The following is a 22,696-nucleotide window of genomic DNA, read 5'->3' as shown; positions in this document are numbered from 1 at the left end:
GGGATGGGGCGGAGGCCCCGTAGTAGTCCGAGCGTGCGAGAGGCACGTGCATGGCGAAGGGGGCCAGCAAGTCGGCAGCGGTCGAACTGGAAGGCCAAGAGGTGTCGTTGGTGAATACCGACGATCTGGAGTACGCCTTCGTGAAGGCGGAGCGCCGGGTACTGGAGATCCAGACGAAGCTGCACCGTTGGGCCGGTGATGATCCTCATCGCAGGTTCGATGATCTGTTCAATCTCGTTGCCGATCCCGCGTTCTTGTTGGTCGCGTGGGACCGGGTGAAGGGGAACAAGGGAGCGAGGACAGCCGGGGTGGACGGGCGCACTGCCCGTTCCATCGCGTTGACGACGGGTGTCGAGAACTTTCTCGGCAGGCTGCGGGGATCGTTGAAGGACCGCAGTTTCCGTCCACTTCCGGTGCGGGAGCGGATGATCCCCAAGACGGGCGGGAAACTGCGCCGTCTGGGTATCAATACGATCGCTGACCGGGTGGTGCAGGCTTCCTTGAAGCTGGTGTTGGAGCCGATTTTCGAGATGGATTTCCTCCCGTGTTCGTACGGGTTCCGTCCGAACCGCCGTGCTCACGACGCGGTGGCAGAGGTGCGTTTCCTCACGTCCAAGTCCTATGAGTGGATCGTAGAGGGCGACATCAAAGCCTGTTTCGATGAGATCTCGCATACCGCTCTTCTGGACCGGGTGCGTGCTCGCATTGCAGACAAGCGCGTTCTGGGTTTGGTGAAGGCGTTCCTCAAGGCGGGCATCCTCGGTGAGGATCGCGTGCTGCGGGAGAACAACGCCGGTACTCCACAAGGGTCAATTCTTTCGCCGTTGCTCAGTAATGTGGCTCTCTCGGTCCTGGATGAGTACGTCGCTCAGGCGCCGGGCGGGCCCGCTACGAAGCCTTATCAACGGGCTCGGCGCAAGGCTTTGGGGCTGCCGAACTACAGACTCGTCCGCTACGCGGACGACTGGTGTCTGATGGTCTCGGGGACCCGGGCCGATGCCGAGGAGCTGCGGGAACAGGCCGCCGTTGTCCTGTCGACGATGGGACTTCGGCTGTCGCCGGAGAAGACTCTGATCACCCACATCGACGATGGCCTCGACTTCCTGGGGTGGCACATCCAGCGCCACCGCAAGCGAGGCACCGACCGGCATTACGTCTACACCTATCCGTCACGCAAGGCCGTCAGGGCCGTAACGGGCAAGGTGAAAACGGTATGCCGAGGAATGGACACGGGCCAGCCGCTCGATGCCCTGCTGATCCAGCTCAACTGGATCCTGCGGGGTTGGTGCGCCTGCTTCCGGCCCGGGGTGTCCAGTGTGACCTTCAAATACCTGAGCTCTTATGCGTGGGCTCGGGTCATGAAATGGTTGTTCAGGAAACACCGCCGGATCACCGTGAAGGACCTGCGCCGCCGTTTCTGCGGCGGTGGCTGGTGGCCGGGCACAGAGGACAGAATCCTGTTCAATCCCGCGAAGGTAAGCACAACGCGCTACCGGTATCGGGGAACAGTGATTCCAACTCCGTGGCCGACCACAGGATGAGGAGTAACCCCGGTTTCCTGAACGGGGCTTGTGGAGCGCCCGTTGCGGTGAAAGTCGCACGGCGGGTGCGGGAAGCGGTTCGGGGAAACGGGCCGGTCGAAAGACCGGAACCGCGCCCCGGGCCGACTTCACTTCTTTCTCCTGGAGGCGCGGGGGCTTGAATGCTGGCTGGTCAACGCGCGTGACGTGAAGAACGTGCCTGGCCGCCCGAAGACCGACAGGCTCGATGCGGTGTGGCTGGCCAAGCTCGCCGAACGCGGCATGCTCAGAGCCTCGTTCGTGCCGCCGAAGCCGGTGCGGGAGCTGCGGGACCTGACCCGTTCCCGCGCGGTCCTCACCCACGAGCGCACCCGGCACAAGCAGCGCGCGGAGAAGCTCCTGGAGGACGCGCAGATCAAGCTGTCCTCGGTGATCTCCGACATCTTCGGCGTCTCCGGCCGCGCGATGCTCGAGGCGCTGATCGCGGGCGAACGCAGCCCCAGGGCCCTGGCCGACCTGGCACACGGCACCATCAAAGCCAGCCCCCAGGCCCTTCAAGAGGCACTGGCGGGCGGGTTCGAGGAACACCACGCGTTCATGCTGCGGATGCTGCTGGACACCGTCGACTACCTCACCATGCAGATCGACAAGCTCACCGCCCGCATCACCACCCGTCTCACCGAGCTGTCCACGACCCACGACGACAGGGACGGTGACAGGGACGACGACCGGCCCGGTCAGGGCATGCTGATGCCGCTGACCGACGTCGAGCGCCTGGACGAGATCCCCGGGGTGGGACCGGCCACCGCCCAGGTCATCCTCGCCGAGATCGGCACCGACATGAGCGTGTTCCCCACCGCCGACCACCTGGCCTCCTGGGCCCGCCTATCCCCACGCACCTTCCAGTCCGGCCCGAAGAACACCTCCGGACCCGCCGGCAAAGGCAACCCCTGGCTGCGCGGAGCACTCGGCGAAGCCGCCATCTCCGCCGCCCGCACCGACACCTTCCTCGGCGCCCGCTACCGCCGCATCGTCAAACGCCGAGGCGACTCTGTTGCTGAATTGCCTGCAGGGGTGCGGGACGGCCCGGCATGATCGTTGGTGCGGTCGTTCTGTCTGCTCCGGCCGTAGGGGGTCGGTGCAGTGTCCATGCGACCGGGGGGATTACCGCCCGTTCCTGAACAGACCGTCAGGACGGCTCGCGCCGCCTTCCCCGGTGGCAGCCTGCCCATGCGCCTGCGTGACCACCTTGCCGAGGTCTTCGACGACTCGTTGTTCACCGATGCGTTTCCCGACCGTGGGGCTCCCGCCCAGTCCCCGGCGCTGCTCGCCCTGGTGACGGTGCTGCAGTTCACCGAGAACCTCACCGATCGGCAGGCCGCGGACGCGTCACGGGACCGCCTGTCGTGGAAGTACGCGCTGGGCACGGAGCTGTCCGATGCCGGCTTCGACTTCTCCGCGTTGTCGAGGTTCCGTGCCCGGCTCGTCGGGCACGGCCTGGAACGGACGCTCTTCGACAGGCTCGTCGGGCACTGCCGCGAGGCCGGGCTGATCAAGGCCGGTGGCAAGCAGCGCACCGACTCCACCCACGTGATCAGCGCGGTCCGTGACCTGAACCGCACCGAGCTGGCCGGGGAGAGTGTGCGGGCCGCTCTGGAGGCCCTGGCGGTGGCGGCGCCGTCCTGGCTGGCCGGGGTGGTCGATGTCGCCGAGTTTGCCGAACGCTATGGGCCGCGTGTCGACGGCTGGACGATGCCGGGCTCGAAGACCGGCCGGGACCGGCTTGCCCAGGTCTTCGGCCAGGACGCGCTGGCCTTGTGCCGGGCGGCCTGGTCCGACACCGCCCCGGTGTGGGTCCGCGAGATCGAGGCGGTGGCCCTGCTGCGGCAGGTCTTGGTGCAGACCTACAGCATCCGTACCGATGCCCGGGGACGGGAGGTGATCACCAAGCGGGACGCCGACGACGAGGGCGTCCCGCCCGGCCATATCCGCCTGGCCTCCCCCTACGACCCCGATGCCCGCTGGTCGGCCAAGGGCGACGACCTTTTCTGGATGGGCTACAAGGTCCACCTCACCGAGACCTGCGACACTCCCGCCGAAGCCGAAGCCGAAGCCGAAGCTGGTACGAGTGTGTTGCGGCTGATCACCGACGTGCACACCACCCTGGCGACGGTTCCCGACGTCAAGGCCACCGCGCCCATCCAGCAGAATCTGGCCGGGCGGCAGGTCGCCCCGGGCGAGCACTACCTCGACTCCGGATATCCCTCCGTCGATCTGGTCGTGGAAGCGGCGGGCCGGGGCATCAGCATGGTCACCCCGCTCCTGGCCGACCACTCGCCCCAGGCCAAGGCCGCCGAAGGCTTCGCCAAGAGCGCCTTCCGTATCGACTGGAAAGCCCGTCAGGTCCGCTGCCCCCAGGGCACCACCAGCGCCGGCTGGTATCCGGTCACCCAGCACGGCCGCGACGCCATCGTGATCGACTTCGCCCGCACCGACTGCCGCCCCTGCCCCTCCTGGACCAAGTGCACCAACTCCGTCCGCGGCGCCCGCATGCTCACCCTGCGCCCCCGTGAACTCCACGAACGCACCACTGCGGCCAGAACCGAACAGGACACCGACTCCTGGAGAACCAAGTACGCCCTCCGCGCCGGCATCGAGGGCACCATCAACCAGGCCCTCGACGTCACCGGCATCCGCCGTGCCCGCTACCGCGGCCTGCCGAAAGTCACCCTCCAGCACATCTACTCCGCCACCGCCCTCAACATCATCCGCCTCGATGCCTGGTGGACCACCGACCCACTACGCAAGCCTCGCACCAGCCGACTCGAACGCCTCAGCCACCAACTCGCCGGCTGACGAATTCAGCAACAGAGTCCGAGGCCACCTCAAAGCACTGGTCGCCGTCGCCCGCTCCATCCTGGTCACGGTCTGGCACCTCCTGAACGACCCCACCGCCCGCTACCGCGACCTCGGCCCCGACTGGCACACCAAGAACCTCGATCCCGCCCGCAAGACCCGCGACCTCGTCCGCCAGCTCACCGCCCTCGGCCACGACGTCACCCTCACCCCGGCAGGCGCCTGACACACCACCGCACCGCCCCTCAACCCCGTCGGCACAGCCCCAGGGGCCACATCGCCATGCCCGTCGAACCCCCGAGTTTTCCGGTCAGGGTGTTGGCGTGGATTGGTCTGAGGTGGTCTCGCAGGGGATCTGAGAGAAGATCTTCTCCCAGAATTCTCCCAAGCGGTGGTGCGGCAGCACGGTGGCTGCTTTGGTGCACCGTGTTGCGAGTGGGAATTTGCGCGACGCGGTGCGGAGTCACTAGCTGTTTCTCAACCGTCGGGCGTTCGATGACGTCCCGTACGGTGTCCTGGATCAGGTGACGGAGTCCGGGAGTGGGCATGGGAACGGGGCCCTGTTCATAGCGTGTCGGTTGTCTAAGCCAGCCACGCGAGGAACAAAGCCCCGTCATGCAGAACGCTACCGTCGTCCTGTCCGATCGTCCGTTGCCCGACCTGCGGTTCGCCGCGGAGTGTGACTGTCTCGCTCACTTGTACGGCAATGCCGGTGACCGGCCGCTGCGGGCCCGCGTCTACGCGACCGATCTGACGGACGAGGAATGGCAGATCGTCCGGCGGGTGATGCCTGTGCCGGGCTGGCTGTGTGGCCGCGGGGGCAACCCGGAGGGTTTCTGCCACCGCGAAATGATCGATGCGGTGCGGTACTTCGTCGACAACGGCATCAAGTGGAGGGCGATGCCGCCCGACTTCCCGCCCTGGTCGGCCGTCTACGCATTCCAGCATCGCTGGCACACGGACGAGCTCCTGGACGTGCTGCACGAGAGGCTGCGGGAGCAGGTACGCATCGTGGAAGGGCGGGACGATCCCGAGCCGAGTGCGGCGATCGTCGATTCCCAGTCCCTGCGCGGCGCCTCCACCCTGACCGGGGAGCGGCGCGGGTACGACGGGGCGAAGAATGTGTCGGGTTCCAAGCGTCACATCGCCGTGGACTGTCTGGGTCTGCTGCTGGTGGTGATGGTCACCGCCGCGGACCTGCAGGACCGCGACGCGGGTGTGGCCCTCCTGGAACGGGTGCGTTCCCTGTTCACGCGGGTGCGTCTGGTGTGGGCCGACAGCGGCTATGCGGGCGCCCTGGTGGATTGGGCCCTGCACGCCCTCGGCATGAAGGTCGAGGTGTCCCGCCGCGGCGACGACAGAGCCGGCTTCGTGGTGATCCCGAGACGTTGGGTGGTCGAGCGCACGTTCGCCTGGCTGGTGAACTGCCGTCGCCTGGTGCGTGATTACGAGCGCACCGCCGCCGCCCACGAGAGCTACGTGAAGTGGGCCATGGTCACCCTCATGACCCGCCGCCTGGCCGCCGCGGACCACGAGGCGGCCGCCGGACGGGCCCGGCGGGTGTGAGCGCCCGTCATCCTGCCGCGGTGAACTCCCGGCCGTCGGCGCTGGTCAGCCAGTCCCGCTGGACGAGCCGCTTGAGCTGACAGCGCACACCCTCCTGCCGACTGCGACCGGCCCCCTCACCGAACAATGCCTGGGCCACCTCCCGAGCCCGCACCGGTTCCTGCGCTTCCCTCACGAACTCGACGATCTTCGAGTAGAGGCCGGGCAGCCTGCTGGGATCGGAGTCCTCCTGCCGTTGCGGCACATACCGCGACTCACCTCCGGCTCCGGTTCCAGCGCCGGCACCTGCGCCGGCAGGGCTCCCTACCTCCGCGTCGGCCGGCGCCTCCCTGTTGTCGGACGGGCTGCAGGAAACAGCAGCCACACCGGCATCACCGCGCAGTTCCTGTTCGACCTCGTCCCAGATCTCGCTGCCGATACGCCAGCGGGCGATCTCCCTGTCCACCTGGGCCGCTTCCTCCTCCAGAGCGGTGATCCGCTGCCGGAGCTCGACGGCACGGGCTTCGAAGGCGCGCAGTCGGCGCGTCATGACAGCGGCGGGCGTGGGCACAGCAGAACCTCCGGGCTCGGCAACGAAGACACCACCACCCTGCACACCCGCCCACGAAGATCACAAACCGCAAACATGCAGCTCAGACACCTGATCGGTTGAGAAACAGCTAGTCAGAGGATGCATGACTGGTGTTGCACCATCCGCTATACATCTCTTGCGCTGAGCAGACCGGCCGGGCAGCCCTGCAGAGCCGGCGGGCAGTCGGGACGAGAGCGGGGCGGCGGCTGGAGCTCCGTGCATGGAGACCTGGGGGAGTTCGGTGAACCCGGGCGTGCGCCTTCACGTCTGGGGTGAGAATGGCCGCCTGTGGCCAGAGGAATCACAGATCACAGGGGGCGAAGTTCTGTATGACGAGTCAGGCGAAGGTAGCCGACCTGAGGACCGCCAAGGCACTGTCGTACGTGTGTGGGCATCAGGACGAACTCGTCGAGTTACTCGCCGAGGACGACGCCGCCTTGCGCGCTCTCGAGGCCGCCGTCGGTAGGCCGGCCACGGACGGCGTCGCGTTCACCGCCCTGCTGGACACCCTCCACGCAGCGGTTCGACACGCAGGCGACCCGTCGGGGGTGTATGGGGGAACAGGCCGCAGTGTGTTGCCGGCCGGTGTTGCTGATCAGGACGTCGTGTACCGGTGTCCCTTGCAGCTGTGCATAGGTCGCTCCGGTCACGAAGTGGGCGACGACATGCCACGCTGCAGGTTCGCCCCCGCAGAGACGGCGCTGATCCGGGAGAGGCTCCCGTAGTGGGAGTACTTCTCGGCGAACTCGGCAAGAAGCTGGCCGAGCGGTGGCTGACCCTCCTCGTACTGCCAGGCGCGCTGTACTTGGCGGTGGCAGCAGCCGGACACGCCCTCGGGCATAGTGCCGCGCTGGACGTTGGCCAGCTCATCCACGCGATCTCGAACGCCGCCAAGGCTCCCCAAGTCACCACGGTGGGCGGCCAGATCGTGCTGCTAGCTGCCATCCTGGCCGGCGCGGCCGCCGCCGGACTGGCCGCCCAGTCCCTCGGCTCCGTTGTCGAGCGTGTCGCCCTGGCCGCTGGCTGGGGCGTCTGGCCGTGGCCGTTCGGCGAGCTGGCCGAGTACCGTGTGGCACGCAGACAGCATCGCTGGGACGAGGCGCGGGCGGAGTACGAATCTCTGATGCTTCGGGAACGCGCTCCGCGTCCGGCTGACCGGCCCAAGATCCGGGAGCGTCATCGTGCGGCGCGCAAGTGCGAGCGCATCTCCGTAGAACGGCCTGAACGGCCGACCTGGAGCGGTGACCGAATCCACGCCGCGACGGTCCGGCTGGACCGAGACGCACACGTCAATCTCCTCATCGTTTGGCCACATCTCTGGATCCTGCTGTCGGAAGAGATACGCGGTGAGATCGGAAGGGGACGCGCGGCGCTGACACGGGCTGCCGTTCTCGGTGGGTGGGCCCTGCTCTATCTGCCTCTGGCCTGGTGGTGGTGGCCCGCAGCGCCGCTCAGCGCTACGCTCCTGATCATTTCGGCACGTCGCCTCCGTACGGCTTCGGACACCTATGCCGCGCTGCTGGAGGCATCCGTACGCCTTCACCTGACGGACCTGGCCGACAAGCTACGCATCGAGGAACAACCGATGGGACCTTTGCTGGGTGGCGAGGTCATGAGGCGGCTGAACAGTCCGGCGCCCGTGTCGGGACCAGTTTCGTGAGCTCCATCGAATGTAAAGGTTCGCCTCGTCGGGCCTGAATGGCGTAGCAACCAGATCTACCGAGGAACGGGAAGTGACAGGGCGGTTCATGCAGGGTCGTGAGCAGGACTTCGCAAGGGAAGACGAACTGGATAAGCGGATTGCTGTAGTGGGCTTACGGCTGGAACGGCTGGCCCGGGAACAAGACCTCGCTGTGGCACTGGAGCCGGAAGCATTGGTCGAGGCACGCCAACTTGCGGCGATACTCCTAAACGACGAGTCCGACCTGGAAGGTTATTATGTCCTCGGCTGGTTGCACGCTTTCAGGTTCCGGGCACTTCCCGAAGAGGCTGGGCAGCGGGACAGAGAGCAGGCCGTCGCCAAGTTCACGCCCTGCTTCCTGTTCGGCGCCGGTGAGGAGGAATTGCCGGACGAACTGCTTCCAGACGTGGCCCAGCGCGCGCTCGCCTTCGTCTGGAGGATCCAGCAAGGGATGAACCCTTCGCCGGACCCGGCGCTGCGTGCAAGAGTGACCGATCTCCTGCGGCGCATCGCAGGAGCTATTCCACGTGGAGCAAGTGAGCACGCGGAAACGCTGTCCAATCTTTCTGTCATCCTGAAATCCCACTTCGACGCCGGTGGCGAACCAGCGGATATGGAAGCGGCGATCGACGTTGCCCAGGGCGCAGTGGAAAGCACGGCAACAGGGCACCCGAACCAGTCGGTCATGCTGTCCAACCTGTCAGGTGTGCTGATGCAGCGCTTCACTCATACAGGCGCGGTGGCGGACCTGGACGATGCGATCGAGACTGGCCGATTGGCAGTCCAAGCCTCCGTGGGATTCCCTGCCGACCGGGCTGGCGGACTCAACAATCTGGGGACCGCGCTGAAGGCCAGGTTCACTGAGAAGGGCATCCTGTCGGACCTGGACGCGGCGATCGAAGCCTTCCAGGAAGCGTCAGACCTCTGTACCGAGGACCACGAAAAGTCAGGAGTTCTTCACAATCTGGGGACCGCCTGGCACGGCCGATATGAAAGCACCGGCGTGCTGGCGGATCTGGACAACGCGATCGAGTGCTGCCAGGCCGCAGTCGAGGCGGCTCCCGAGGAACATCCTGCGCGCTCCATGTTCCTGTCTGGGCTCGGCACCGTCACGCTGACTCGATTCCAGCGCACCGATGAAACAGCGTATTTGGACCGATCTGTCATTGCGTTCCGGGAAGCTCTGGAGATGCCCCCGCCGGGGCACCGGGCTCGTGGGCTTCGTCTCTCCGGCCTGGGTCAAGCTCTCCTGGCGCGATACCGCCTCGGCGGCGACAGATCTGACCTCGATACGGCGATCGAGATGAACCGCGCTGCCTCCCGGGAAATCACCCCGCATCAGACCGAGTTCAACGCGGTCCTCAACAACCTGGCCATCTCTCTCGGGCAGCGTTTCGAACGCACTGGTGATATGGCCGACCTGGACGAGGCGATCAGTGCCAGTCGCGCTTCCGCTCAGGCCACCGCGGACGGTCACGTCGACCGGCCGACCCGGCTGTCCAACACCGGTCTGATGCTGTGGACTCGGTTCAAGCACACCGGGGCGTTGTCGGACCTGGACGCCGCGATCGAGTTCGCGCACGGAGCTGTGAATACGGCACCCCGTGAACACTCCGCCTTGGCGGCGATGCTGTCCAATCTCGCCACAGTCTTGTTGCAACGTTACGAACGGAACGGGGACCCTCAAGACCTCGACGAGGTGATCCGAAGGAACCGCGAGGTCCTCGGCATTGTGGATGCAAGCAGTCCTGACCGCCCTCGTTTTCTCGCGAATCTGTGCGCCGCCCTGCACGCCCGTTTTCAGCGCACTGGAGGCTCTGAGGACCTGGATGGAGCGGCCGCGGCGGGACATGATGCGACCGCCACCGTCCCGCCCCACCACCCTGAGCGCCCGAGGTACTTGTCCATACTGGGAGGTGTGCTGACCGTCAGGTTCGAGAAGACGGGGTCTATAGCGGATCTGGATGACGCGGTGGTTGCGTGCCAGGCTGCGCTCGACATCGCGCCCGCGGAACATCCGGAGCGCGCCGACTACCTGTTCCAGCTCGGGACGGCCCTGCATCGCCGGTATCAGCGGACCCACTCGCGACACGACTTTGATCGCGCCTTGGCCGCCCACATGGAAGGCGCGCGAGCCGACGGGTCCAGGCCCTCGATTCGGATTCGGGCCGCTCAGGCAGCGGCCTCAATGACCGGACGGTCGGATCCTGATCTCGCAGCCGATCTCCTGGCCGGTGCCGTACACCTACTGCCCGAAGTGGCAGACCGCCGGCTGAGCCGTCGTGACCAGCAGCACGCCATGGGCAAGTGGTCCGGGCTGGCCGGAGATGCTGCGGCACTGGCTCTTGCTTCTCACGAAGGCGCACCCACTGATCGGGCAGTGCGGGCACTGCAGTTGATCGAGGTGGGCCGCGGCGTCCTCCATAGTCAGGCGCTGGACATGCGGAGCGACCTCGCTGAGCTTCGCGAGTGCCATCCCGACCTGGCTCATCGCTTCGAGGTTCTCCGTAACGAGCTCGACCGGCCGATGGACGCGACAGCTTCCCCCGCGGATCCCATGGTGCAAGTCAGCACCGCCGTACACGCGGTTGACGCTGAGGAACGCCGACGCGAACTCGTCGGCCGGCTTCAGGTCACGCTGGACCGCATTCGAGCGCAGGACGGATTCGCGAGATTCGCTCGCCCTCCCGCTGTCGGCGAACTCTTGGCACAAGCCGCCTTCGGCCCCGTGGTGAGCTTGAACGTCAGCCGCTACCGCAGCGACGCGCTGCTGTTGACGTCCGACGGAATCGAGTCCCTCAGCCTGCCAGACCTCACGTACGACCTCGTCGTCGACCAGATCCAGACCTTCCACCGGGCCCTGGAAGTCGTTGCGGCCCCGCGTACGACGCCTCTCGCGCGTAAGCAGGCCCAAGCGACGCTGCGCACCGTCTTGGAGTGGCTGTGGGACGCGGCGGCCGAACCGGTCTTGCACAGCCTCGGTTTCACTAGTGAGCCTTCCTCCGGACAGCCGTGGCCCCGCGTCTGGTGGGCGCCCGGTGGGCTCCTCTCGCTGCTTCCCCTGCATGCTGCCGGCTATCACGCCGAGCCGCCGCCGGCGGGCCTGAGGAAGGGGGACGGGCGAACGGTCATGGACAGTGTCGTCTCCTCCTACACCACCACCATCCGCGCTCTGCACCACGCACGCCGCCACCACACCTCGGCGCCGTCCGTGGGCCGGTCGCTGATTGTGGCTATGCCCACGACTCCTGGTGTCCCGGGCCGCCTGGACCACGTCTCGGAGGAAGCCGCAATGCTCTGCAACCTGTTGCCGAGGCCGACGCTGCTCATCGAGCCGGACGCCCCTGCTGACGGCAGGACTGGCCCCTGGGCTGAGACAAGACCGACCAAGGCTCGGGTCCTGGAGAATCTCTCCGATTGCAGGATCGTTCACTTCGCGTGCCACGGTGCCCACGACCCCAGCGACCCGTCCAGGAGTCTGTTGCTTCTGCACGACCACGAACATGATCCGCTCAGCGTGGCGAACCTTGCCGAAATGAGGCTGGAATCTTCCCAGTTGGCTTACCTGTCAGCCTGCCGCACAGCGTTCATGGACTCCGTGGAACTGATCGACGAGGCCATTCATCTCACCTCGGCCTTTCAGCTCGCGGGGTTTCCCCAGGTCATCGGCACCCTCTGGGAGATCAACGACGAGGTGGCCTCACAGATGGCAGCTGATTTCTACACCGAGCTCGGGAGACTCACCAGCCAGCGTGGTGGCCTCGACACGGATGAGGCGGCGGGTGCGTTGCACCAGACTGTGCGCAGGTTCCGTGATCGAGACCCAAGGTTTCCCTATCTCTGGGCGGCCCACTTGCACGCAGGCATCTGACTGCACGCGAACCTGGCCTTCTCCTCAAGAATCGTCACGATCGATGGGTTCGCGTGGATCCGGCTGCTTCCCTGGCCCGTTGCCGACCCCGACATCGCGAGCTTGTCCACGATGCGAGGTCGGCCAGACGGCTGCCTGCGTGCACTGGTCGCCGCGGGGCCGAGCAGATTGCGGTTGGGTGCGGCTCGGTTTGAGGGACGGTGATCGTGAGGAGTTTCGCGTCCCGGTGGTCCGGTAAGTCCTTGGGTGGTGCGGAGGTTGGGCCCGGCGTGGTTGCGTCGGCGGCATCGCCGGGAGGGGCGCGTGGAGCAGGATCTGCTGGCGCTGCTGAAGCAGCACGAGGAGGCGGCCCGGCAGCGGGTGGAAGAGCTGCGATCCGAGCTGGCGCGCTGAACGAGCAGATCGCTGCCGCCGAGGAGTCGCTGTCCGATCTGGTGGTCACCCAGGTGACCCTCGCCCGTGTGCTCGCTGAACGCGACGCGGACGAAGGGGAGTTCGAACGGGTACCCGCACAGGATGCGGATCCGGACAATCTGTCCGGCTCCCTGCCGCCGGTCGTGCGTATCACGACCGGCGAGATGCCCGCGGAGGGCGACTGGCCTGTTCTGGCCCTGCTGGCCAGCGCGGATACGCCGCTGCGGGCGAAGGAGATCTGTGAGCGGCTGGAGGAGGTGGCCGATCACCGGCACGTCGAGACGTTGCGGATGCGGCTGAAGCGCATGGTGCGCCGCGGGTGGCTGGCCGAGCCGTCCAGGGGCCTGTTCACGCTGGCCGACGGCGTTCGCGCACCCGATCGACCCTGACAAGGCGGGCTCTTCCCCGCGTCGTGCCTGGTGACAAGCCCGCACCGACGATAGGGAAGAGCCCGAGGCCAGCCTATGGCCCCGCCGTGCCCGCCGGGGCGTTTCCCGCCGCCCCGCGCCGCCTTCGAGCAGCTGCTCGCTGGCCTGTCCGACCGCGAGGACGCCTCTCACGCCGAGGTGGAGGAGTTCATCACCACGCGCGGCCGCGAGGTGCACCGCCTGATGCTGCAGGAGTGGCTGGATCAGCGCGCGCAGCGCGAGGAGCGCCTGCCGCAGGTCGCCGGATCCGACCAGGTGGTGCGGCGCGCCGCCGAGGCGGGCCACAAGCGGCTGCTGTCCACGCAGTTCGGCACCGTGGAGGTGGAACGGATCGCCTACCGCGTCAGGGGAGCGGCCAACCTCTACCCCGCCGACGCGGATCTGGACCTGCCCGTCGCACTGCACTCCCACGTTCTGAAGAAGCTCGCCGCCGTCGAGGCGGTGCGCGGCTCGTTCGAGGCGGCGGTCGCCGCGATCGAGCGGACCACCGGTACGCACATGGGCAAGCGGCAGGTCGAGCAGCTGGTCCAGCGCGCCGCGGCGGACGTGGACGACTTCTACGCATACGCACGCAGCTCCGGCTCCGGCTCCGGCTCCGGCTCCGGCTCCGGCTCCGAGGAGTTGCTGCTGGTGCTCTCGGCGGACAGCAAGGGGATTGTCATGCGCCCGGAGGCGCTGCGCGAGGAGACCAGGCGGGCCGCCGCGAAGAAGGCCGCATCCGGGGGCGGGCCGTTCGCCACCCGCCTGGCCGGCGGGGAGAAGAACGGGCGCAAACGGATGGCGACCGTCGGCGCGGTCTACGACTTCGCGCCGATGCCGCGTGACCCCGGCGATGTGATCAGAGGTGGCGACAACACCGATCGCACGGATCGCCCCGAACGCTCCAGGGCGCGGGCGAAGTGGCTGACCGCCTCTGTCGAACGCGACGCCGAGCAGGTCATCGGCACGGTGTTCGACGAGGCCGAGCGCCGCGATCCTGACCGGGAGCGGGAGTGGGTGATGCTGGTCGACGGCGCCTGCCACCAGCTGGACCTGATCCATGATCAGTGCGACGTCCGGGGCACGGAGGTGCGCATCCTCATCGACTTCGTCCATGTGATCGAGTACCTCTGGGGCGCGGCCTGGTGCTTCTTCGCCAGGACCGACCCGGCTGCGGAGGCATGGGTTGGCCAGACTGCGCTCCGCGTGCTGGGCGGCGAGGCCGCTCAGGTCACCGACGCGCTCGAAGCACAGGCGGATGCGGAGGAACTGGACGACCAGCGCCGTTCCGGAGTGGACAAGGCGGTCGGCTACCTGCGCGCGAAACTCCCCTACCTCGGCTACGACATCGCTCTCGCCGAGGGCTGGCCGATCGCGACAGGCGTGATCGAGGGGGCGTGCCGGCACCTGATCAAGGACCGGATGGACATCACCGGCGCCCGCTGGGGCCTGGCCGGGGCCGAGGCCGTCCTCAAGCTCCGCGCGGTGATCAGCAACGGCGACTTCGAGGAGTACTGGGAGTATCACACACAGCGCGAGCACCTGCGGGTTCACGCGATCCGCTACCGCGACGGCCTCACTCTCGCGGCGTGATCACCGTCCTTCAAACCGAGCCGCACCCGAACGCGATCGCTGCCGCCACCAGAGCCACGCCACCTGAACCGACGGAGATCCAGTCGCTGGCGTCCATTGCTACCCCCCTACTCGCGCATGTGCCACCTGGATGATTCCAGAAGTCGGTGGGGCAACGATGATTGTGTGAATGTCAGTTACTGCCGTGGTGCGCGATTCTCAACTGGCTGCCGGAGCCTCGGCTTCGGCCTGCCGGGCGCGCCGCTGCGCGCGTACTCCAGTGCCAGACCTGTCCGGGGCCGACCAGTCCGGTTCGTCCCCGGGGTCCTTCGTCGCCACCTTGGCCACCTGCAGCCCTGCGGCCCGGCCCCGGGTGTGCTGACTCGTATCGCACGTCAGCAGCTGAACGTCGCGGCCAGCCAGGCCCTGGATGGCCACCGTCCGGTCGATGATCTCGACATCGGGACGGTCCAGGCGCACGTGGCCCGGGGGGTCGAGGACGATCTCCACGTTGACCCTGCCGCGAGTCTCGCCGTCCTGAGCGGTGTGCTCCCCCTCATGCAGGACCCCGTGGGTGCCGCCGTTGAGGACCCCGTCGAGAAGACCGAGCGTGTGGGCGGCACGCCAGCGGGCCCGCTGCTTGCTGGCGTCCTTGAGGTCGTCAAGCTCGTCGACCACCACGATCGGGAACAGCAGGCGCACGTATTGCCAGCGCGGTACGTCGAGCACCGCGTGCAGGTCGACGTCGGCCAGCTTCACCTCGTTCTGGATGTAGAAGCTGGAGTCGGCCACGACGAACACCTCCCGCTGGCTCCACCGGCCGATCTGAGTATCGAGCGCGGCCACGGCCGCCTCGAACGCCTCGATCCGTTCGGCGACCTCAAGTTGGACCAGGCCGTTCACGAGGCGCTCCTGGGCGGTCCCGGCCAGCGTGCCGCAGCTGCCCAGCAGCGCCCGGTAGCGGTCGGTGAACACGAGCTGGTCGAGGTCCCGGTCGCTGATCTGGGAGCGCAGCATCCGCGCGGACTCGGTGACCCACTCCAGATACGTCAGCAGCCCCTCGAAGGCGCTGCTGTACGGCCGTTGCAGGTTCATTGCCGTGGTGTGGACGCTGCTGAGGGCCTGCCGGATGTTCTTCCGGTCTGCGCCGGGGCGCGGTGTGATGAGCATGCGGTGATCCTGCCAGCGCGGCCCGCTGGTGCGCCTTGGGTTTCCGACGTCGTGGCCCTCCAGCAGCACTCCCACGCTCCAGGCATTCCCCGCGAACAGGCTGCCCGGGTCGGCGTCGATCCCGAACTCCGCACGTTCTGCTCTCTGGCATGCGCCAACCCGGCTGTCCGCCCACGCTTGTGGAGATGCGACAACAGTCGAGCAGCCCGCGCCGCGCTGCCAGCAACCCTCTTGGCCACCACCTCTGCACGCCCCTTGCACGTTTGGCCACCGTTCGGCCACCGGGAGGCGCCTGACCGGGCTTCCAGCCTGGCACTCCAGCAGAAGCAAGGTAAAGAAATAACAAAAGACCCAGGTCAGAGGCCATCTAACCTGGGTCTTCACTGAGCCGCCTTCGGGATTCGAACCCGAGACCTACGCATTACGAGTGCGTTGCTCTGGCCAACTGAGCTAAGGCGGCAAGCTGCGGGCAGGCCCGTTCCGGCGGGAGCAGGCTCGCATCAGCAGCGGCGCCAAGTCTACAGGGTTGTTCGGGGTGCCCCTGACCAGCCCGGTCACCAAGCGGTCCGGGCCGGCCGTATGGGCGCGTGCCCCTGCTGTCAGCGTCTGTCAGCGGCAGCGCGTGCCGTCCGCCGGGGGAGTGCCGGTCAACAGGTATGTGTTGATCGCCGTGTCGACGCAGTCACTGCCGCGGCCGTACGCGGTGTGCCCGTCGCCCTCGTACGTCAGCAGTGTCCCCGAGTCGAGCTGGCGGGCGAGGGCCTGCGCCCACTTGTAGGGGGTGGCCGGGTCGCGGGTGGTGCCGACGACCAGGATCGGGGCAGCGCCCTCGGCCTTGATGCGATGGGGGGACCCGGTGGCGGGTGTGGGCCAGTAGGCGCAGCCCAGGGAGGCCCAGGCGAAGTTCCTGCCGAAGACGGGGGACGCCTTCTCGAAGTCCGCCGTGGAGGCCTTGACCTCGTCGGGCGTGGTGAAGGCGGGCGGCAGGTCGAGGCAGCTGACCGCGGAGTAGGCGGACATCAGGTTGGAGTAGGAGCCGTCGCTCTCGCGCTCGTAGTAGCTGTCGGAGAGGGCCAGCAACCCGGCGCCGTCGCCGTTCATGGCCTCGGCGAGCCCGCCGCGGAGCTGCGGCCAGGCGCCCTCGTCGTACATAGCGGCGATCACTCCGGTGGTGGCGAGGGACTCGGTGAGCTCGCGGCTCTCCCCGGTGGGCAGCGGCTTGGCGTCCAGCTCGGCGAAGAACGCCTTCATCCGGGCCGCCGCGTCCGCGGTGGACTTGGTGCCGAGTGGACAGTCCGAGCGCCGCGTGCAGTCGGCGGCGAACGACTTGAAGGCCGTCTCGAAGCCCTCGGTCTGGTCTCGGTTCATCTGGCGGGCCGGGAGGGAGGGGTCCATCGCCCCGTCGAGCACCAGCCGGCCGACCCGTTCCGGGAAGAGTTCGGCGTAGGTCGCACCGAGGAAGGTGCCGTAGGAGGCCCCGACGTACGACAGCTTCTCGTCACCCAGCGCGGACCGGAAGATGTCCATGTCCCGCGCCGCCTCGACCGTGGAGACATGCGGAAGGACCATGGACGACTGCTCCTTGCAACCTGCTGCGAAGCCCTTGAACGCCGTGCTGAGCCTGTCGATCTCAGCCGGGTCGTCGGGCGTCTGGTCGCTCTGGGTGTAGGCGTCCATCTCCTTGCCGTCGAGGCATGTGACGGGCTCGCTGCGGGCCACTCCGCGCGGGTCGACGGCCACCATGTCGTACCTGGCCCGCACCGGGGCGGGGTAGCCGACACCCGCATAGGCCTGGAGGTACCCGACGGCCGAGCCTCCCGGGCCTCCCGGATTCACCTGGAGTGATCCGATCCGCTTGCCCGGGCCGGTGGCCTTCACCCGGGCGACGGCGAGCTCGACCGACGGGCCCTCGGGCTTGGAGTAGTCGAGCGGCGCCTTGAGCGTGGCGCACTGGAAGCCGGGGGCACCGCAGTTGCGCCAGTCCAGTTTCTGGCCGTAGTACGGCTTCATGGCGGCGGCCGACACCGGGGAAGGTGCTGCCGCTCCCGGCACCGAACCCGAGGGTCCGGGCGCCTCCGAGGACGGGCTGCCGCCGCTGCAGCCCGAGACCAGCAGCCCCAGGGCTGTGGTGAACGCGATGGCGGAGGTCCTGAGGAACTGCCTGGTGTCCATCCTGGGAGCCTATCGACACAAAGGGGATTCAAACCCCTTTCCATCCGTATGGGTGATTCACGCGGAAGATCCCTGGCGCCCCGGCCATGGGCACCCGCACGGCACCGCCACCCGCCAGGGACCCGGTGCCGGACGGCGCCCGAAGCCCGAGGTCCGGTACCGAACGCTCCCCCGACCGACCGGCCGGACCGGGAGTCGGCGAGTTCACCCCGTGCGCAGCGCCATCGTCATGGCCTCCACCGCCAGCAGCGGCGCCACATTCGTGTCCAGGGCCTCACGGCAGGCGAGGACCGCCTCCATCCGGCGCAGGGTCCCCTCCGGACTGGAATGACGCGCCACCCGGTCGAGTGCCTCCCGCACGTCGTCGTTGGCGAGGGCGACCCTCGAACCGAGTTGCAGCGCGAGCACGTCCCGGTAGAAGCCGGTGAGATCGGTGAGCGCGAGATCGAGGCTGTCCCGCTGGGTGCGGGTGCGACGGCGCTTCTGCCTGTCCTCCAGCTCCTTCATCACCCCCGCGGTGCCCCGCGGCATCCGGCCGCCCGCCGCCGCGCCCAGGGCAGCCCTGAGGTCCTCGGTCTCCCTGGCGTCGACCTCCTCCGAGACCTGCCGCGCGTCGTCGGCGGCCGCGTCGATCAGCTCCTGTGCCGCCCTCAGGCAGCCACCTACGTCCTCCACCCTCAGCGGGAGCTTCAGCACGGCCGCCCGGCGGGTGCGCGAAGCCTCGTCGGTGGCGAGCCGGCGGGCCCTGCCGATGTGCCCCTGGGTCGCCCGGGCGGCTGACCGGGCGGCCTCGGGCTCGATGCCGTCCCGTCTGGTCAGCATGTCCGCAACGGCCTCGACGGACGGGGTGCGGAGCGACAGGTGACGGCAGCGGGAACGGATCGTGGGAAGTACGTCCTCGAGGGACGGCGCGCACAACAGCCAGACCGTGCGCGGGGCGGGCTCCTCCACGGCCTTCAGCAGGACGTTGCCCGCGCCCTCGGTGAGACGGTCGGCGTCCTCAAGGACGATGACCTGCCAACGGCCGACCGCGGGCGAGAGCTGCGCGCGGCGGACGAGGTCACGGGTCTCCTTCACACCGATGGACAGCAGATCCGTCCGAACCACCTCGACGTCGGAATGCGTGCCGACCAGGCTGGTGTGGCAGCCGTCGCAGAACCCGCAGCCCGGTGCGCCGCCCAGCGCCCGGTCGGGGCTGGTGCACTGCAGGGCAGCCGCGAAGGCGCGAGCCGCGGTGGAACGGCCCGAACCGGGCGGGCCGGTGAACAGCCAGGCGTGGGTCATCCTCGACGCGGCGGGTGCCTCCTCCCCCGCCGACTGCGCCGTGACGAGCGCGTCGGCATCCCGCGCCGCGGCGGCAAGCTGCTCCTGGACACGCTCCTGTCCGATCAGGTCGTCCCACACGGCCATGCTGCCGCCACCGCCTTCCGCCGTCGTATGAGCCATGAGCCATGAGCCATGAGCCATGAGCTGCGAGACGCGGGCTGCGCGCCACGAGTCCCGCACCGGGTTCCCATTGTGGAGCAGGGGTCGGACACTGGCTGCCGCCCGTGGACGACCGGCGGCCCGGCAGCCACCCGCCGGCAAGCGCCTCCGCCGCGCGGCCCGCGCCCGGCCGCCGCCGCAACAGCAACAGCAACAGCAACAGCAACAGCAACAGCCAAGCCGGACCGGACCGCCTAGCGCCCCCGGCGCCCGTCGTCCTCGTCGTCGCGGGTACCCAGCAGTTCGTCCGCCAGCGTCGGCAGGTCGTCGAGCGGCGTCTCCTCCGCCCAGTCGGAGCGGCGGCGCGGCCGTCCCTCCTCGTCGACCCGGGGCAGTTCGCGCGTGCGCTGCTCCTCGGCCCGGGCGGACCGCTCGTCACGGAAGAGGCCCGGCGGCATACGGTCCGCGGGGCTCTCGCCCCGGACCGGAGGCAGCACCGCGGTCTCGCCGGCTGCGGCGGCCCCCGGCCCGTCACCCCGCAGCGGCGGAAGCACCGCCGTCTCGTCGGCCTGCCCGGAGGAGGCCGGTGCGCTCCCCGGTTGTGCTCCACGTGCGCCCTGCGCGACTCCGTCCGGAGACCGCGGGACCTGCGGGAGGACCGCCGTCTCCGCGTCCCCCCTATCCTCCTTGCCCCCCTCGTCTCCCTTGTCTCCCTTGTCTCCCTTGCCTCTCTTTTCCTTCTCGTCCGCCTTCGTCGTGTCGATGCGCGGGCGCGGCGTCTCGACCGCCTGCGGCGCGGCGTCCGGCCCCACCACAGGAGTGGGAACCGTCGTCTCGGCGGCCGAGGACTGCGCGGAGACCGCCTCGCCGGCCCGGCGCGCCTCCTCGGCCCGGAGCAGGGCCTCCTCGGCCTTGCGCTGCTTCTCCCGGCGGCGCTCCTCGGCCTCGGCCCTCAGCCGGGCCTCCTCCTCGGCCTGGCGACGGCGGCGCTCCTCCTCCTCGCGAACGGTCTTCTCCTCGGCCTCGCGCCGGCGCCGCTCCTCCTCGGCCAGCCGCCTCGCCTCCTCGGCGCGCTGCCTGGCCTCCTCCGCCTGACGCTCGGCCTCCCGACGGCGCGCCTCCTCCAGTTCGCGCCGCTTGCGCTCCTCCTCCTCGGCGCGCAGCTTCGCCAGCTGCGCTTGGCGCTCGCGCTCGAGGCGCTCCTCCTCGGCCTTCCGGGCGGCCTCTTCCTCGGCCCTGCGGCGGGCCTCCTCCTCGGCGGCCTTCCGCGCCTCCTCGCGGGCCCTCACCTCGGCCTCGGAGAGCGGGAGCATCCGGTCGAGCCGGTGCCGCACGACCGTGGTGACGGCCTCGGGCTCCTGGCCCGCGTCCACGACGAGGTAGCGGCCCGGGTCGGCGGCGGCCAAGGTGAGGAACCCGGCCCGTACCCGCCCGTGGAACTCGGCCGGCTCGGACTCCAGCCGGTCCGGCGCCTCCGTGAAGCGCTCTCGCGCGGTCTCCGGGGAGACGTCGAGCAGCACGGTCAGATGCGGTACGAGCCCGTCCGTCGCCCAACGGGAGATCCGGGCGATCTCGGTGGGGGAGAGGTCGCGTCCCGCGCCCTGGTACGCCACCGACGAGTCGATGTAGCGGTCCGAGATGACGACGGCGCCGCGCTCCAGCGCGGGGCGGACGACGGTGTCGACGTGCTCTGCTCGGTCGGCTGCGTACAGGAGGGCCTCGGCGCGGTGGGAGAGCCCGGCCGACGAGACGTCGAGCAGGATGGAGCGCAGCCGCTTGCCCACGGGGGTGGCACCGGGCTCCCGGGTGACGACGACCTCGTGCCCCTTGGCCCGGATCCACTCCGCGAGCACCTCGACCTGGGTGGACTTGCCGGCGCCGTCGCCGCCTTCGACGGCGATGAAGAAGCCGGTGGCCGCGGCTGCCTGGGCGGGGTCCGCGCCGCGCCGGACCGCGTCGGCCAGGTCGCGGCGCAGCGGCACTCCGGATCGGTCGTCGGTCCTGGCGAGTACGATCACGGAGACGGGCAGCAGCAGCGCACCGACCAGCATCAGGGTGAAGGCGGCGCCGCCGTGTGCGAAGACGAAGTCGCCACTGGCCAGGCGGTGCGGACCGATGGCGGCGGCGAGCAGCGGGGCGCCGACCGCGGCGAGCCCGATGGCGACCCGTACCACGGCCTGCAGATGCTCGGTGACCCGCGGCCGCCGGAACTCCTCGGTCTCCAGGTCGATCAGCGCGTGCCCGGTGTGCGCGGCGGCACCGGCCGAACCCCCCGCGAGGACCGCGAGGAACAGCACCGTCGCCGTGTCCGGGACGAGCCCCATCGCCAGCAGCGCCACGCCGGTGACGGCGATCACCAGCGCGAGCAGCCTGCGGCGGGACAGTGCCGGCAGCACGCTCGGGGCACCCCGGACGCCGAGGGCCGCGCCCCCGGTCAGGGCGAGGACGAGCAGGGCGAAGGCGACCGGGCCGCCACCCAGGTCCCGCGAGTGCAGGACGGACACGGCCGCCGCGGAGGCGATGGCCCCGGCGATCGCGGCGCAGGCCGCCACCAGCAGCGGGACGGCGCCGGTGCGGCCCTTGTCCCGGGCGCCGGTGGACGGGCGGCGCAGGCCCTCCAGCGGGGACCGGGGACGCGGCGTCTGGGCGTCGGGGAGTTCGACGGCGGCCAGGACGGACAGGGAAGCGGCGAACAGACCCGCCGCCACATACGACCCGAGCGCGGCCTGGTTCGCCGAGAACCACTCGACACCGGTGCCGAGCAGGTTGCCGATCAGCGTCGCCACCAGCAGAGCGGCGGCACCGGCCGGGACGACCGCGAAGGAGGTGCGGAGGGACAGTCGCCGCAGAGCGTCCTGATGGTCGGGCAGCGGGCGGACGGCGGCGCCCTCCGGAGGCGGCGGGGGGAGCAGCGCCGGAGCGGCGCTCTCCCGGGCGACGGTCCAGAAGCGTTCCGCGACGCCGGTGACGAAGACCGTGGCGAGCACGTACGCCACCGCGCTGCCCGGGGTCCAGCCGATCCACAGCGGGGCGACCACGAGGAGGGCGACGCGGAGGCCGTCGGCGCCGATCATCGTCCAGCGCCGGTCCAGGGGCCCGCTCGGTGCGGTCAGCGCGGTGAGCGGACCGAGGAGTACCGCCCCGAAGAGGACCGTGGCGAGGAGGCGGACCCCGAAGACGGCGGCGACGGCGAAGGCGGCACCCCGGTATCCGCCGCCGAAGGCCCCTTCGGTGACCGCCGTCTGGAGCGCCAGGAGGACCAGCACCAGCAGGGCGAGCGCGTCACCGGTGCCGCCGACGGCTTGCGCACTCCACAGCCGCCGCAGGGCGGGTACGCGCAGGAGCGACCGTACGGCGCGCTCGCGTGAGTCCGCTGCCAGTGCGTCGGCGGCACGGGCTTCGGGTTCAGAGGTGGGGCTCTGGGCCGTTGGCTGCTCGGCTCGCGTCATCCGCCCAGCCTATCCGGAGGAC

General features: G+C 69.1%; 14 protein-coding genes, 1 tRNA gene and 1 pseudogene. 10 read left to right on the top strand and 6 right to left on the bottom strand.

The window, feature by feature from the left end; genetic code table 11:
- The first annotated feature begins 50 nt into the window (after positions 1–50).
- From ltrA to DDQ41_RS17640, 5 genes and pseudogenes are all read left to right on the top strand, one after another.
- The gene (gene ltrA, locus DDQ41_RS17660; RefSeq protein WP_316682988.1) at positions 51–1,541 is read left to right on the top strand and encodes a group II intron reverse transcriptase/maturase; all 1,491 of its coding nucleotides are present in this window, start codon (positions 51–53) and stop codon (positions 1,539–1,541) included.
- Between the two features lie 132 nt (positions 1,542–1,673).
- A pseudogene (locus tag DDQ41_RS17655) lies at positions 1,674–2,615 on the top strand (IS110 family transposase); the annotation flags it as partial.
- A gap of 135 nt (positions 2,616–2,750) precedes the next feature.
- A complete protein-coding gene (locus DDQ41_RS17650) occupies positions 2,751–4,376 on the top strand; it encodes an IS1182 family transposase (protein WP_262508489.1) in 1,626 nt (541 codons plus the stop codon).
- Positions 4,297–4,602, top strand: a complete 306-nt coding sequence (locus tag DDQ41_RS31355; protein ID WP_162602702.1) for a hypothetical protein — start codon at positions 4,297–4,299, stop codon at positions 4,600–4,602. The genes DDQ41_RS17650 and DDQ41_RS31355 overlap by 80 nt, the downstream gene beginning before the upstream one ends.
- Before the next feature lie 389 nt (positions 4,603–4,991).
- Positions 4,992–5,942 carry an IS5 family transposase gene (locus DDQ41_RS17640; protein ID WP_109294922.1) on the top strand — a complete coding sequence of 317 codons (951 nt, stop codon included), beginning with the start codon at positions 4,992–4,994 and terminating at the stop codon, positions 5,940–5,942.
- Between the two features lie 7 nt (positions 5,943–5,949).
- Here DDQ41_RS17640 and DDQ41_RS17635 read toward each other — a convergent pair whose 3' ends face one another.
- Positions 5,950–6,492, bottom strand: a complete 543-nt coding sequence (locus tag DDQ41_RS17635; protein ID WP_109294923.1) for a hypothetical protein — start codon at positions 6,490–6,492, stop codon at positions 5,950–5,952.
- A 350-nt stretch (positions 6,493–6,842) separates the two neighbouring features.
- On the opposite strand from DDQ41_RS17635, the gene DDQ41_RS17630 reads away from it, so the two are divergent.
- From DDQ41_RS17630 to DDQ41_RS17610, 5 genes are all read left to right on the top strand, one after another.
- On the top strand, positions 6,843–7,238 hold the full coding sequence (locus DDQ41_RS17630; RefSeq protein WP_109295351.1) for a hypothetical protein: 396 nt from the start codon (positions 6,843–6,845) through the stop codon (positions 7,236–7,238).
- A complete protein-coding gene (locus DDQ41_RS17625) occupies positions 7,238–8,173 on the top strand; it encodes a hypothetical protein (RefSeq protein WP_109295350.1) in 936 nt (311 codons plus the stop codon). Before DDQ41_RS17630 ends, DDQ41_RS17625 begins: the two co-directional genes overlap by 1 nt.
- Positions 8,174–8,246: 73 nt before the next feature.
- Positions 8,247–12,065, top strand: coding sequence for a CHAT domain-containing protein (locus tag DDQ41_RS17620; RefSeq protein WP_109295349.1), 3,819 nt, complete (start codon positions 8,247–8,249; stop codon positions 12,063–12,065).
- Between the two features lie 461 nt (positions 12,066–12,526).
- Entirely contained in the window at positions 12,527–12,868 is a 342-nt protein-coding gene (locus DDQ41_RS31350) for a winged-helix domain-containing protein (RefSeq protein WP_162602701.1), read from the top strand.
- A 75-nt stretch (positions 12,869–12,943) separates the two neighbouring features.
- A complete protein-coding gene (locus tag DDQ41_RS17610) occupies positions 12,944–14,479 on the top strand; it encodes an ISKra4 family transposase (RefSeq protein ID WP_109295347.1) in 1,536 nt (511 codons plus the stop codon).
- 198 nt (positions 14,480–14,677) lie between these two features.
- On the opposite strand, the gene DDQ41_RS17605 is transcribed toward DDQ41_RS17610, so the two are convergent.
- From DDQ41_RS17605 to tmk, 5 genes are all read right to left on the bottom strand, one after another.
- Positions 14,678–15,628 (bottom strand): PIN domain-containing protein, encoded by a 951-nt coding sequence (locus tag DDQ41_RS17605; RefSeq protein WP_109297794.1) that lies wholly within the window; start codon positions 15,626–15,628, stop codon positions 14,678–14,680.
- A gap of 386 nt (positions 15,629–16,014) precedes the next feature.
- A tRNA-Thr gene (locus tag DDQ41_RS17600) sits at positions 16,015–16,088 on the bottom strand.
- Positions 16,089–16,237: 149 nt separating this feature from the next.
- Positions 16,238–17,800: an alpha/beta hydrolase gene (locus DDQ41_RS17595; protein ID WP_109295346.1), complete on the bottom strand. Its 1,563-nt coding sequence runs from the start codon at positions 17,798–17,800 to the stop codon at positions 16,238–16,240.
- Positions 17,801–18,004: 204 nt separating this feature from the next.
- Complete coding sequence (locus DDQ41_RS17590) at positions 18,005–19,210, bottom strand: DNA polymerase III subunit delta' (RefSeq protein WP_109295345.1); 1,206 nt, start codon at positions 19,208–19,210, stop codon at positions 18,005–18,007.
- Between the two features lie 269 nt (positions 19,211–19,479).
- Entirely contained in the window at positions 19,480–22,674 is a 3,195-nt protein-coding gene (gene tmk / locus DDQ41_RS17585) for a dTMP kinase (protein WP_109295344.1), read from the bottom strand.
- Positions 22,675–22,696: the final 22 nt, after the last annotated feature.

Origin of the sequence: Streptomyces spongiicola (assembly GCF_003122365.1) — a bacterium.
Lineage (GTDB): Bacteria > Actinomycetota > Actinomycetes > Streptomycetales > Streptomycetaceae > Streptomyces > Streptomyces spongiicola.
Note: the sequence above shows the minus strand (reverse complement) of the source record. Positions and strands in the feature narration are given on the sequence as shown.

Excerpts from the sequence above, each read along its gene's own strand:
- ltrA (WP_316682988.1), top strand. The coding sequence starts at position 51 with ATGGCGAAGGGGGCCAGCAAGTCGGCAGCGGTCGAACTGGAAGGCCAA.
- DDQ41_RS17650 (WP_262508489.1), top strand. The coding sequence starts at position 2,751 with ATGCGCCTGCGTGACCACCTTGCCGAGGTCTTCGACGACTCGTTGTTC.
- DDQ41_RS31355 (WP_162602702.1), top strand. The coding sequence starts at position 4,297 with ATGCCTGGTGGACCACCGACCCACTACGCAAGCCTCGCACCAGCCGAC.
- DDQ41_RS17640 (WP_109294922.1), top strand. The coding sequence starts at position 4,992 with ATGCAGAACGCTACCGTCGTCCTGTCCGATCGTCCGTTGCCCGACCTG.
- DDQ41_RS17630 (WP_109295351.1), top strand. The coding sequence starts at position 6,843 with ATGACGAGTCAGGCGAAGGTAGCCGACCTGAGGACCGCCAAGGCACTG.
- DDQ41_RS17610 (WP_109295347.1), top strand. The coding sequence starts at position 12,944 with ATGGCCCCGCCGTGCCCGCCGGGGCGTTTCCCGCCGCCCCGCGCCGCC.
- DDQ41_RS17605 (WP_109297794.1), bottom strand. The coding sequence starts at position 15,628 with ATGCTCATCACACCGCGCCCCGGCGCAGACCGGAAGAACATCCGGCAG.
- DDQ41_RS17595 (WP_109295346.1), bottom strand. The coding sequence starts at position 17,800 with ATGGACACCAGGCAGTTCCTCAGGACCTCCGCCATCGCGTTCACCACA.
- DDQ41_RS17590 (WP_109295345.1), bottom strand. The coding sequence starts at position 19,210 with ATGGCCGTGTGGGACGACCTGATCGGACAGGAGCGTGTCCAGGAGCAG.
- tmk (WP_109295344.1), bottom strand. The coding sequence starts at position 22,674 with ATGACGCGAGCCGAGCAGCCAACGGCCCAGAGCCCCACCTCTGAACCC.